Genomic DNA, 13,243 nt, shown 5'->3' with positions numbered 1-13,243 from the left:
CGGCAGAAACCCCCGCGCGCTCAGGCGGCGGGGGGACATGGGGTCACGATACGTCAATGCGAGGACGTCGGGGAGTCTGTCGAAGCGGCACCTGTCGAGGACAGGCTTGCTGTCTTGCTGTCGGCCGGCGCGATATCTGACTTGCCGATATCACGACTGAAGGTCTCATCGATCTCGCCGGAGAAGAAGCGCTTGCCGTAGATCAGCAGACACAGCGCAATGCCGATCCCGAAGGCCCAGGCAGCCCCCTTGATGACCAGTACGGCGGCGATCACCCCGGCAATGCCCAGGTCGCGCTGGCTACGCGCTTCCAGAATGCCCAAGCGCACGCTGACATAGCCCTGGATCAACAGCGTCAGTGCCAATGCTATCCCCAGGATGGGCTGGACCAGACTGACGATGGGCAGTAACAGCAGACCGGTGTTGGTGCCCCAGCGGAATGAGCCCGAGCCACCGAACAGCGAATGCATCGCCTGCTTGCCTTCCTTGTAGCGTTCGACCACCACCACCTGCATGGCAGCCCACAGCGGGCCACACATGGTGACGTCCGGGCCGAAGAGACTCATCAGTGTATTGCGCCCGCCGAAGATCATGTGTGCACGGTTGGCGTCGTAGTCGATCTTCTCGTCGGGGCGGGACTCATCAGCCTCCTCGACCAGTGCCTTGGACTGCAGAACATCGCCGAACAGCACGATATAGGCAGCCAGCACGGTCGGCAGCGCCGTCAGGAACATCGACAGCGGCGGCAAGCCGACACCGAAGACAGTGTACTGGCTGAACATGGTCACGAAATCAGGTTGGCTGAAGCCCCACTGCACATCAGGCCATGCGGCCTCGCCCACCAGCGGAGCGACGACGATCGCCAGCAGGATGATCGGGAAGATGCCCAGCTTGCCGAGATTGCTCCAGAACGGATTCGTGGTCTTCAGCTTGGCGAAATGACGCGAGAAGATGATGTAGAAAGCCAGACCTACTGCGATGCTGATGGTGATGGGATAGGTGTCGAAACGCCCGCCTTCCTTGAAGACCACGCTGATTGCGGCCAACCCCGCGCCCATGATGATGCCAGCCTTGATCGCCGAGGGGATCATGTTGACCACCTTGCTGGCCAGCCCCGTTCGCCCGAGCACGATGGCCAGTATCCCGAGCATCAGCTGGAAGGCAATCAAGGCATGCACCCGCGTCTCCCCCTCCGGGAAGGTCGCCACATAGGCCATCAACAGTGGAATGGCCGGCGTGATCCAGCCGGGAATGACCGGGTCGCCCAGCAGGTGGTGAACCAGATACAGCAGACCATTGAGCATCACGATGGCCAGTGCGGCCTCGAACGGCATGCCCAGGAGCTCCGTCATCAACGGGATGGCGGCGAGATCCACCGCGCACATCAACAGCCCTTGCAGGTAGTCGGGCAGCTCGAAACGGTAGTGCAGGAAGGGAAGACGAATCTTGAAGGGCCCCAGCGCGAAGTAGGGGCTTTCCTCACCGGGCTGGCGGGTTTTCCAGTGGCTCATGATGGCGTTCCTGTTGTTATCGTTATGCATCTTCACCTGTGGTGGAGATGGTGTTCAGAAAGGAGATTCAGCGCTTCAGTAGGCCGCGCGATAGATACTTTCGATATCGGCCTGGCTGAGCTGGCGTGGATTGTTGCGCAGCAGGCGTTCGACCTTGAAGGCATCTGCCGCAAGTGAGGGGATGTCCTCTTCGGGGATGTCGAAATGGCGCAGGCCGCTGGGGATGTCCACATCACGACATAGCTTATGTAGTCGCTCGACGACCAGTTCGGCAGTCGCTTCATCCTTGAGCTTGCGATGTGATGTATCGAGGGCCTCCGCAATATCTCGGAAGCGCTCGACACAAGCCAATGCATTCCAGCGCATCACGTGGGGCAACAGCAGCGCATTGGTCACGCCATGTGGCAGGTGGTAGCGCCCTCCCAACGGATAGGCCAAGGCGTGCACCGCCCCGACACCGGCATTACCGAACGCCATCCCGGCCAGCAGACTGCCAGTCGCCATGTCTTCACGCGCCTTGAGATCGGCAGGATTGGCATAGGCCTTGGGCAAGGCCTTGATGATCAGGCGCATGGCCTTGATGGCCAGTGCATCGGTGATCGGCGTGGCGAAATTGGAAAGATAGGCTTCGATGGCGTGGACGAGCGCATCGACACCGCTGGCGGCAGTGACATGGCGGGGGCAGCTCACCGTCAGCTCCGGGGCAACGATGGCGACATCTGGCAGCAAGTAATCATTGACGATGCCTTTCTTCATCCTCGCTTCGGTATCAGACAGAATCCCGATGTTGGTCACCTCGGACCCGGTGCCTGATGTCGTCGGCATGGCGATAAGTGGCGCACCGCGGACACGCGCCTTGTTCTCGCCAAACAGACTCTCGAGATCACCATCATGGGTGGCATACACCGCCACGCATTTGGCGATATCCATCGCACTGCCACCGCCTACCGCGATCAGGCTATCGCAGCCCCCCTCGCGGTAGCTGCTCATGCAGTCCTCGACGATATGCACTTCAGGTTCGGCGCTGACATCACTGAAGATGCGATAGTCCGTCAGGTGTCCCCTGGACTTGAGGTCATCCAATTGAGCCTTGATCGGCTCCAGTGTTCCGGACCCCAGTACACCAGGGTCGGTGACCAACATCGGCGAATGCATGCCCAGTCGCATGACCTCCTCAGCAAGACGAGTCGAGGCTTGTTGTCCGGTGATCAGACGATTGGCAGATTTGAAGCTGGCGATAGTCATGGCGATATCCTTTGGTGTGTGACGAGATGAATCCGCTGACCGCGTCTCTTGTCACTGTGGATAGCAAGCGCCATGCCAGCACCATTCACCTTACAACCTACTGATATTACTAGCATTGTTTTTAACCACCCTTCCAAGGTCGCTACACCAATGGTCTAGAGGTGATTCTATATCGCATCAAATAAGCGCCAATTAGATTCCCCATGGAATCAGAGACGATACCTATCATGCTGTGCAGTCGGCGTGGATTGCCTATACCGAAAAGTATGCGAATGACCAGAAGCGCACCCCGCAGAAAGCAGAACAGAGCCCAGAGCAGAGCGCGAAGAGCGGTACGCAGAGCGACAGGTCCCGCTCTGCAAGAGGCCGAGGGCGGGAGCCATCCCTCGGCGCCCGCCCATGCCGTCAAGGCGGCAGCAAGGCTAGGTCAGCCTCACAAGCTGGCCTTCACGGCGGCCAGGGCATCCTCGCCATCGCGCGTGGTCACGTCGGCGAGAAATTCCGCCAGCCGGTCCGGATTGGCGGCCAGCCAGTCGTGCGCCACCTCATCGAGGTCACGCTCCTTGAGGCTGTAATCGAGGATGAAGCCGCTCTGCTCTTCGGAGCTGAAGACCAGCTGATCGAGGAAGCGGGCGAGGTTGGGATTGGCTTCGGCGTAGGCGGCACGCACGACGGTCTTGACGTCACTGGCGCCATTGTCGGGGCCGAACACCGACTCCGGATCCTCCAGGATATGGGTGTCGAATTCCGGCACCATCCAGTGCGGTGTCCAGCCGTAGAAGGCGATCCAGCGTTGCTCGCGCTGGGCGGCACGCACCTCGCTGAGCATGCCGGGCGTCGAGGACTCCATCGCATCCCAGTCGCCCAGGCCATAGACATCATTGTCAATGGCGCCATTGAGCATGTCGCTGACGGTAGAGCCGCTTTCGATGGAGTAGACGGTCTCGTCGAATTGCTCGGCGTGGGCGGCAAGGTCCGCGGCGCTGTGGATGCCGGCCTCGTAGACATAGCCCGGCACCGCGAAGCCCATGCGGGCGCCGGTGACGTTGTTGCCGAGATCGGTGATCGCACCGGCGGCCATGGCCGCGTCATAACTGTCTTTCTGGGCAGGCAGCCAGCCAGCGAGGAAGGCGTCGCTGTCGCCGGTGGTCAGGGTGTTGTAGCCGACGGTGGAGCTGACTTCCTGTCGCTCCACGTCGTAACCCAGCGGGGCGAGAATCTGGGTGACGATCTCGCTCTTGACGGTGACGCCGGGCCACGGCGGCACGATCAGCGTCAGCTCGTCATCCTTGTCCTGGGCCGAGGCTGCCAGGCTAGCCGTGCTGAGCAGCAGCGTCGCGAGGGCAAGCAGGCCACGGCGGACGCCGTGCTGCGTCGTAGGTGTCAGGGGGTACGGGGTGGTGGTCATCGTGTCTTTCCTTGTCGGTTCCGGTCGCGCCGGGCCTTGTTGTTGTCGGGGCTGAAAGGCTTCATATATGGCGGTCGTCGTGCGTGTCCATCGCTCACGGCGCTGTCGTGGTCGTTGTCGGCGCTTGTGTCTTCTCCGCCCTGCTGCGTCGCTGAATTCGCCGCAAGCAATTGATTCGTTGGAGCTTTACCCTCCAGAGGAGTGCGTCTTCAGCGAGCACTGGCCTGCCTGGCCATGCCCTTCTCAAGTTCTGGCTCCATTTCTGCCTCAATTTCTGGCTCCGGCACCAGATCCGGCAAGCCGCCGAAGGGCGCGCGCGCCATCACGCGCTCCAGCATCGGGATGAAATGCTCAAGCGGCAGGGTGTCGTATTCGGGGTCGAAGCTGATCTGGTCCCACTCATCACAGAAGCGCACGGTGCGCTCATAGGCGGGGTGCCCGGCATGTGCCTCGCGGGCGTGGCGGTCCTGCCCGAAGAATTCGCGGTAGTGATAGCCCTGGAACAGCTCGTGATGACGAATCATCCAGGTGTTCAGCGGGTCGATGAACGGCTCGAGGATACCGGCGGCGATCTCGGCATGATTGGCTGGTGCCAGGTCATCGCCGATGTCATGCAGCAGCGCGCAGACCACCATCTCCTCATCGGCGCCGGCGCGCAGCGCGCGGGTAGCGGTCTGCAGGCAGTGTTCGTAGCGATCGACCGGATATCCGTGGTGATCGCCCTTGAGACGCCCAAGATGCTCGATCACACGCCGGCAGGCATCAGACTGATATTCCCGGAAGCGCGCATCGATCAGCGCCCACTCGGCATGCGTGCTTTCCTCGAAACTGCGGAAGCGGGCCTGCTCGCTCATGCGCTGGCCTCCTCATTGGCGAACTGACCGGCGAGCTGATCGGCCAGCAGCAGACGGCGGCTGGCGGTGGAGTCGCGGTCCACGTAGCCCTGGCGCATATGGCGGATGCCGCCCTCCAGCTGGAAGGCGCTGCGACCATGGAACAGCCGGTAGTTGTCCATGATCAGCATCTGGCCCGGTGCCAGCTTGAGGTGCAGCGTGAAGTCATCACCGGAGATCAGGCGATAGAACGCCTGGCGGGCAGCGTAGTAGCGACGCAGCGTCGCGCCGGGCAGCGCCGGCACCCGCTCGGTGCGGTTTGAGAAACGTACCCGGGCGACCTGACCACGGCTATCCAGCTCGATCAGCGGGCCTTCGCTTTCTAGGCGCGTGCTGGCGTCGTGGTAGCGGAAGCCGGGGCTGACTTCTGTCAGGCAGGCGAAGACCTCGGGATCTTCACGACGCAGGTGCTCCGCCGCGCTGTAGCCATCCACCAGCATGCTGTCGCCGCCCTGGGCCGCGTTGCGCAGACAGTGCAGCCAGATATAGCCCGGAATCGGGTCGCGGTAGGGATTGTCGGTATGCGGCTCCAGCCCGCGCTGGGTCATCGTGAGGTCATAGGCATTGGCGACGGATTTCACGTCGGCGATACCGCCCCAGTTGGTGCGCCGCAGCGGCCCGATACGGTGGATCAGCTCCTGCATGCCGTCCTCCGTGTCCGGCACGCCGCTGACCCGCACGAAGCCGAAGCGCTGCAACTGCTCCAGCATGTCCAGCAAGGCCGCGTCATCCTCCAGCGCCGCCGCGAAGTCGGCCTCGGGCAGCTGGGCGAGACTCCCCTGCCAGAAGGTCATGCCCTGATAGGCCTCACACGGCTGACACTCCGCCAGCAGGGCCGCCAACGAGAAGCTCGCCGCATGGCCGTCACTGAAGGCCAGCGACAGCGTGTCGCCATCCAATTGTGCCTGAGTCAGGCTCAGGTCCAGCGGCAGGTCCGCCGCCTCGATCAGGCGCTGACCGGTGAGGGAGTCGAGCGTCGTTTCATCGGGACTCCGCTCACGCAGCCAGAGCGCCTCGAGGGTCAGATCGCCCTCGGCGTGGCTCAGATGCAGTTGTTGTCCATGGTCTTTCAGGCTGACGGAATGCGGGCTGCTGGGCACTCGATGATCTCCACGGCTGAGGGAGCGGCACTGTTGTTTTACTGGTCAGGTACCTGCTCGCGGATGCTGGTGCGACGCTGAGTCTCCTTCTACCTTAATCACTTCAGCCAGAGCGGATTGATATTATTGGACGTATATTTGATCAAATTGGCCATATGTCAGACCAGCAGACGACGACAAGCGGCCGTGGCAATGCCACGGCCGCTTGTGTTGTCAAACGTCTGTCGGGAGATCAGTCGCTCAGGTGCAGCACCTGACCATTGAGGGAGCGCCCGGCGCCACCGGCCAGAAAGCGCGCGCATTCCGCCACGGCGTCCGGTCGGCTGCCCTCGGGGCACAGCAGATTGGCGCGCACCTTGTCCGGCGCGCGTGATGCCAGCCGCTGGATCAACTCACTCAGCGCCGCCTGTGCCATGGCAGTGCCGTGATGCTCCTGAGAGGACAGCTGCGAGGACAGCGATGAGGACAGCTGCGAAGGCAGCGGTGGTGCCACCGCCAGCAGGCGCCCGCCGTGGCGCAACATGCGCGCACAGGCCGCCTTGAGCAAGGCACCAGGACCGGCGACCTGCGCGACCAGACAGGCTTCCAGCGACTGCCCGGCCATGGCCTGAGGCGGCATGCAGACCAGTACGTCGAGGCGCCCGAGACGCGCCACCAATGTCTCGAAGCAGCCCTCGCCGACCACCTGGCCGAAGCGATCCGACTGCTCGCCGCCCAGTGCATCCAGCACGCGTTCGAGGTCCGCCGGCGCGGTGCCCATCAGGGCGATGATGGCGCCATCTTCCAGGAAGGTGCGCGCCATGGCCTCCAGCCACTCCCCCTGCCCCGCGATCAATACCCTGCGTCGTGGCAGCATCTCATTCTCCCTGATAGAACCCCCGAAGGGTCGCCCCTGCGTGCCTCATGCCGCGCTGCGCTGCTCAGCTCTTTGCTCAACCCTCTGCTCAGCTCTCTGCTTACCCAGACATCACCTCCCTGTGATGTCCCAAGTGGCGTGGGTCAGGGCATCAGACCCGGCAGCCACAGCACCAGCGCCGGGAACAGCATGCACAGGATCAGACCCGCCAGCTGCAGGCCGACGAAGGGCAGAATCGAGCGATAGATGGTGCCGATGGACACCTGCCCGGCGGTGATGCCCTTGAGATAGAACAACGCATAGCCGAAGGGTGGCGTCAGGAAACTCGTCTGCAGGTTGATGGCGACCAGAATCGCGAACCACACCAGCAGCCCCTGGCCGGAAAGCCCGAGCCCGAAGTCCAGCGCCTCGACCACCGGCGCTACCAGCGGCAGCACCACGAAGCTGATCTCGATCCACTCGAGGAAGAAGCCGAGCACGAAGATCAGCCCCATCAGCAGCAACAGCAGGCCGTAAGGGCCAAGGCCGGTGCCGGTGATGACATCCTCGATCAGGTAGTCACCGCCGAGGCGCTTGAAGACCACCGAGAAGCAGGTCGCGCCGATGACGACGAACAGGATCATCGCGCTGGTCCGCGAGGTATCGCGCAGCGTGTTGCGCAGGGTGGAGAAGGACAGTCCGCCCATCACCAGCGCCAGCAGCAAGCTGCCACCCGCACCGATGGCCGCAGCCTCGGTGGGCGTGGCGATACCGGTCATGATCGACCCCAGCACCGCGACGATCAGCACCATCGGGCCGAGCAGGTCACGCAGCAGTGCCAGCGGCAACGGTGTCTTGTCGGTGCCGAGCAGCGACTGGTCCGGCAGCGGTGCCCAGTCCGGGCGCAGCTTGGCGGTGATCAGCAGATAGGCGACGTAGAGCGCGCCGAGCATCAGCCCCGGAATCAGCGCCGCCTTGAACAGCGCCCCCACCGAGATCTGCAGGATGGAGCCCATCAGCACCAGCATGATCGAGGGCGGAATCAGGATGCCCAGGGTGCCGGAGGCCGCGATGACCCCGCAGGCCATCTCGGCCTTGTAGCCCTGCCCCAGCATCACCGGCAGCGCCAGCAGACCCAGCATGACCACCGAGGCACCGATGATGCCGGTACTGGCGGCCATCACCACGCCCAGCAGCGCCACCGAGACGGCCAGACCGCCATGCACGCGACCGAACAGTCGCTGCAGTGTCATCAGCAGATTGCGCGCCACGCCGGAGCTTTCCAGCATCAGCCCCATGAACACGAACAGCGGAATCGCGATCAGCAGCCAGTTCTCGATCACGCCGCCGAAGATGCGCGAGCCGACGGTGCCGAGAAACGGCAGCGGGATGTCGCCGATGAAGGCGAACAGGATGCCCAGCCCGCCGAGCAGAAAGGCCACCGGGTAGCCGGAGAAGATACCGATCAGAAGTGCCACCACCATGGTGATGGGCAAGGCGTATTCAGCGAGCATTGTCATGGCTCCCGTCTGCATGATTCTGGGGTGCCGTGGCGTCGGTGGTCGCTTGCGCAGCATTCTGCTGATCCGCAAGGCCGGCCAGACTGGCAATCTCGTGGTCTTTCAGGCGCTCGGGGGTGCGCGCCGGGTCGAACAGGCAGGCCAGATTCTCGAAGATCTGCCCCAGCGCGCCGAGGGCGAGGAACACCAGCCCCGTCGGCAGCATCGCCTTGATCAGGTAACGGTCTACCAGACCGCCATAGTTGGACTTCTCGCCGGACATGTAGGACATGGTGACGAAGTGCTTGGACAGCCAGGCGATCAGCAGGCAGAAGGGAATCAGCATGATGATATGGCCGAGGATATCGACCACGGCGCGTCCGCGCGGCGAGAGGCGCTGATAGAACAGGTCGACCCGCACATGCGTATCGCTGTGCAGGGCGTAGGTGCCACCGAAGAGCGTCAGCAGACCGAACAGGTGCCACTGCAACTCGGTGACGGAATTGATGGTGATCGCGGTGCCGAACAGCAGCACGTCGGGCGACCCCCAGTTGGCGATTTCATTGATGCCCAGGGCGTTGAGCGTGACGGTGGTGAGCACGGCCAGGATGATCGCCAGACCCAACCAGCTGGTCAGGCGACCCACCCACAGCCCCAGGCCGACCAGCGGTCGACCCAGGGCGTCACACACCGCCCCGCCCTGTGCCCGCCAGGGCGCAAGGCGGGGGTCGGTCATTGGGCGCTACCCTCGTCAGCGTTGTCTGCCTGCTTCATGGCCATCGGCTGCGGCATGGCCTGCAGCTCGTACCATTCGTCGATCAGTGCGGCGTGCTTCATCAGCGAATCGTAGGCCTTGGCGAAGTCAGGATTGGTCTGCTTCTCTTCGGCCAGCACTTCACCCCAGGCTTCCTGCAGCGCGGTCATCACCGGCTCCGGGAAGCGCTTGACCTCGACACCCTTCTCCTCGAGCTCATGGATCGCACGCACCTGAGCCGGCGGCGCTTCGGCCATCGCCCACTGCAGGGTCGCGCGGCAGGCAGTCTGGAACTGCGCCTTGCGCTCATCGCTGTAGCTGTCCCACACCTGCTGGTTGATCAGCAGCGAGAACCAGCTGGCGCTCTGGTGCCAACCCGGGAAGTAGTAGTACTTGGCGACTTCATTGAAGCCCATCGCCTGATCGACCTGCGGCACCGAGAACTCGGTGGCATCGACACGGCCACGCTCCAGCGCGAGGTAGATCTCGCTGCCCGGCACCAGCTGAGTCGAGGCGCCCAGCTTGTTGAGCACCTTGGCGCCAAGGCCTGAGATGCGCATCGACAGGCCCTTGAAGTCCTCCGGCGAGTTGATTTCCTTGTTGTACCAGCCGCCGGTTTCCTGCGGCGAGATGAAGCACGGCAGCACCTTCACGCCGTAGGGGTCGTAGGCGGCCTGCACAAGCTCGGTACCCTCACCGGCCCACATCCAGGACATGAAGGCTTCCGGGCTCGGGCCGAACGGCAGTGCGCCGTAGAGGTTGGTGATCGGCACCGTGCCGGCCCAGTAGCCCATCCAGTCCCAACCGGCCTGGATGGCACCGGAAGACACGGAGTTGAAGACTTCGAAGGCCGGCACCAGGTCCCCCGGCTCGTGCACGCGCAGGCCGACTTCGCCGCCGGTCGCGCTCTTGAGTTCCTCGGACAGGCGCACGGCACCGGCACCGAGGAAGTTCTTGGTCGAGAAGGTACTGGCGACGTCGAGCTGTTTCGGCCCTTCCGCCTGGGCTGGCGCGGCGGCCATCAAGGTGGTGGTGGCCACGGCCGCCGCAATGGCAGCTCCGAGGCGCAGGCGGCGGGTCGGCGTCGATTGATACGGCGTGGCGTGTTGCGACATGGTGCGGCTCCCTGATTTGTTGTTGTGCTCGCTGGTCGTACGGCTTGAGGCTTGCTGGACATGAGTCACGTTGCAAGATGACGCTTACGTCAACTTACCCGATGACAACGCAAGCGGCTGACCACGCCACAACAACGTCAATGATTTCAGAGAGCTACGGGAGCAAGGCCCGCGCGAGGCGACTCACCGCGCCCTGAGCGACAGTATCGGCTCACGTCAGCGTCCGGAAAGCCGGACACTCAGGCCGCCAAGGCTGCGACCAAGGTCGCGCGCTGACATGAATTCTGTCTACGACTCCAGTCGAATATGCCGATAGAGGAATGCAGACCCCATGCGGCTATGCACGCTGTGAGGTGGCGAGAAACGCAAAGCGTCCGGAATTCCGGTCACTGACCGAGATTCCGGACGCTTTGGCCACTCGTTGGTGGCGGGGAGGTGAAATGCCGGTCGATCAGGACGTTTCAGCCAACAGGCCATGCCGATTGAGCTTCTCGTAGAGCGAGGACTTGGCGATGCCGAGCTGACGGGCGGCGCGGGTGCGATTGCCCTCGGCGGCGCGCAGCGCGTCCTCGATCAATTGGCGCTCCGCCTGGGCCATCGCCTCACGCAGTGTGGCCGGCGTGGTGTGCAACTCCCGGGCTGTTGTGGACGACTCGGCCGCTGAAGCGGGTGTGGACAAGTCGCTTTGATGGGTAGCGCCGTGCCGGGCATCGCCATGCCGCGCATCGCCATGCCGGGCGCCGATGGCATCCGGCAAGTCGGTCGGTTGGATATGGCTGCCGCCCAGATAGAAGGCAGCTTCGAGCACGTTTTCCAGCTCGCGCACGTTGCCGGGCCAGTGGTGGGCGCACAGGCGTTCGAGGGCGGCTTTGGAGAGAATCGGCGGGCGGCGGCCACTGCGTCGCGCCAGACGTGACAACAGGTGCGTGGCCAGGGTCGGCAGGTCGTCGCGGCGCTCGCGCAGCGGCGGCACCTTCAAGGGCACCACGTTGATGCGATAGAAGAGGTCTTCGCGGAATTCGCCGCTCTCGACCAGCGCTTCCAGCGGGCGGTGAGTCGCGGCGATGACACGTACATCGACACTGACCAGACGGGTCGCACCGACCGCCTCGACCTCGCGGTCCTGCAGCACGCGCAGCAGCTTGGCCTGCATCGCCAACGGCATGTCGCCAACCTCATCGAGAAACAGCGTGCCGCCATCCGCGAGCTGGAACTTGCCGGGCTTGCCGCCACGCTTGGCGCCGGTGAAGGCGCCTTCTTCATAGCCGAACAGCTCCGCTTCCAGCAGCGCTTCGGGAATCGCCGCACAGTTGAGCTTGATGAAGGGGCCCTTGGCACGCGCCGAGCTGCGGTGCAGCGCATGGGCGTAAAGCTCCTTGCCGGTGCCGGACTCGCCACGGATCAACACCGAGGCACCGCCGGGGGCGATCTTGCGCACCTTGCAGGCAAGTTCCCGCATGGCGGGCGAATCGCCGATGATGTCACTCAGCTGCCAGCGCGCGCCGGTGGGGGTTTCCAGCGCCTGACGGTAATAGTCTACCTCCGCTTCCAGCGCCTGAACCTGGGCATTCACCTGCCGCCATTCCCAGGTGTCGTGATAGAGCACCGAGCCGATGGCACCGATCAGTTCGCCATCGCGGAAGATGGGGTAACGGTGGGCAATCATGTGATGGCCACGAATCAACTGCAGCTGGGCAAGCTCCGCGCGTCCGCTCTCCAGCACCTCGTGCATGCGGGTGTTCTCGATCACCTCGCTGACATCGCGCCCCAGCACCTCGCTGGCCTCAACGCCGAGAAACTCTGCATAGGGCGCATTCAGAAACTGGATACCGCCCTGGGCATCCACCACCACGACCCACTCCTCCACCGCATCCATCGCGGCACGCAGCAACTCGCGGCGTGCCCGCTCCAGATGAATCGAGGTGGCAGGTAGATCATCACGCAGCGGGGCGGCCATCTTCTCCCCGCCCACCGCGCCTGACACAGGCATCTGCTGAGCCATCACCGCTCTCCCTTGGCGTGTCCGGTCATCGTGGGCAGCCGTATCCCTCTGCCACCACACCCGCCGGATCTGATTGTTATGGGCTGCGCCATCACGCAGCCAGCGTCCGGAAAACCGGACACCCCCCACAGCATCGGCCTACCGCCGCCAAGGATCAACGTAGCCAGTGGTCGTAGAGATAAAACTTACCTAATATAAGATTGCTCAACTCCCAAATTTCACTACAAATAAAGTAATGCCACTCATAAATTTAAAAGTATTCAATAGATTTTAACATTGCTGAGATATCTTTTTTCATTCCATTATTCACCCTAACGTCATGATAATATTGCTTACCCTTGAACCTGACCTCAACATCTTCACCTTGTGATATAGCTTTGGCGATTTGTAGCCCCTTTCCTTTAAGAGGAATAGAAGCGACCTCCCAAACCTTATCAGTATGATCTCTAGAAAAACGCAATCCATTTAGATTGTAATTCTTGCCATCCACATTAACTTGTAGGTCTTTTGCAAACAACCACTGAGAACCATAATATTTAAATACTAGGCGAAAATTTTTTGCTTTTTTGTTAGAAATTTCCCCTCGCAAGGAAACATAACTTGAACGTGAGTATTGTCCAGTCAAGTATCGTAGTGGCTCGATCTTTATCGTATTATCAAACTTATCATATTCAAACCAATACCTAGAAAAAGCATCGATAATGTTATCCCTAGCGACTTGGGAATCAGGCATTATTGACTTAAGAATTCTTAGGGAAACACTGCACAAATCCTGCCGTTGGTGCCTGATCGCCACCGACGGGGTAGAATCTAGCAATATCGCTACCGCCTGATAGAGCCATCCGATGAAGCAGATCTCATTCGCCCAAGCAGAGCATCAG

General features: G+C 62.2%; 11 protein-coding genes. All 11 read right to left on the bottom strand.

The genetic code is table 11. The features are described 5' to 3' along the window. Nucleotides 1-53 precede the first annotated feature (53 nt). Complete coding sequence (locus tag IZU87_RS03215; RefSeq protein WP_166019638.1) at nt 54-1,511, bottom strand: hypothetical protein; 1,458 nt, start codon at nt 1,509-1,511, stop codon at nt 54-56. Between the two features lie 75 nt (nt 1,512-1,586). Then, a complete protein-coding gene (locus tag IZU87_RS03210) occupies nt 1,587-2,756 on the bottom strand; it encodes an iron-containing alcohol dehydrogenase (protein WP_213113666.1) in 1,170 nt (389 codons plus the stop codon). A 433-nt stretch (nt 2,757-3,189) separates the two neighbouring features. Next, entirely contained in the window at nt 3,190-4,164 is a 975-nt protein-coding gene (locus IZU87_RS03205; protein WP_213113665.1) for an ABC transporter substrate-binding protein, read from the bottom strand. A gap of 209 nt (nt 4,165-4,373) precedes the next feature. Continuing rightward, complete coding sequence (locus IZU87_RS03200; RefSeq protein ID WP_213113664.1) at nt 4,374-5,018, bottom strand: HD domain-containing protein; 645 nt, start codon at nt 5,016-5,018, stop codon at nt 4,374-4,376. After that, nucleotides 5,015-6,157 (bottom strand): 2-trimethylaminoethylphosphonate dioxygenase, encoded by a 1,143-nt coding sequence (gene tmpA, locus IZU87_RS03195; RefSeq protein WP_474373664.1) that lies wholly within the window; start codon nt 6,155-6,157, stop codon nt 5,015-5,017. Before tmpA ends, IZU87_RS03200 begins: the two co-directional genes overlap by 4 nt. Nucleotides 6,158-6,389: 232 nt before the next feature. Next, nucleotides 6,390-7,013, bottom strand: a complete 624-nt coding sequence (locus tag IZU87_RS03190; RefSeq protein ID WP_213113663.1) for an SDR family NAD(P)-dependent oxidoreductase — start codon at nt 7,011-7,013, stop codon at nt 6,390-6,392. Between the two features lie 143 nt (nt 7,014-7,156). Beyond that, nucleotides 7,157-8,506 carry a TRAP transporter large permease gene (locus tag IZU87_RS03185; protein WP_054555227.1) on the bottom strand — a complete coding sequence of 450 codons (1,350 nt, stop codon included), beginning with the start codon at nt 8,504-8,506 and terminating at the stop codon, nt 7,157-7,159. Further along, nucleotides 8,496-9,227 carry a TRAP transporter small permease subunit gene (locus tag IZU87_RS03180; protein ID WP_082388172.1) on the bottom strand — a complete coding sequence of 244 codons (732 nt, stop codon included), beginning with the start codon at nt 9,225-9,227 and terminating at the stop codon, nt 8,496-8,498. The genes IZU87_RS03185 and IZU87_RS03180 overlap by 11 nt, the downstream gene beginning before the upstream one ends. Further along, nucleotides 9,224-10,360, bottom strand: coding sequence for a TRAP transporter substrate-binding protein (locus IZU87_RS03175; protein WP_082388171.1), 1,137 nt, complete (start codon nt 10,358-10,360; stop codon nt 9,224-9,226). Before IZU87_RS03175 ends, IZU87_RS03180 begins: the two co-directional genes overlap by 4 nt. Nucleotides 10,361-10,811: 451 nt before the next feature. Then, entirely contained in the window at nt 10,812-12,362 is a 1,551-nt protein-coding gene (locus IZU87_RS03170; RefSeq protein ID WP_249330412.1) for a sigma-54 interaction domain-containing protein, read from the bottom strand. A 250-nt stretch (nt 12,363-12,612) separates the two neighbouring features. Then, nucleotides 12,613-13,095 (bottom strand): hypothetical protein, encoded by a 483-nt coding sequence (locus IZU87_RS03165; protein ID WP_213113662.1) that lies wholly within the window; start codon nt 13,093-13,095, stop codon nt 12,613-12,615. Nucleotides 13,096-13,243: the final 148 nt, after the last annotated feature.

Origin of the sequence: Cobetia sp. MC34, assembly GCF_018340035.1 — a bacterium.
In the GTDB taxonomy this organism is placed as follows: domain Bacteria; phylum Pseudomonadota; class Gammaproteobacteria; order Pseudomonadales; family Halomonadaceae; genus Cobetia; species Cobetia amphilecti.
Note: the sequence above shows the minus strand (reverse complement) of the source record. Positions and strands in the feature narration are given on the sequence as shown.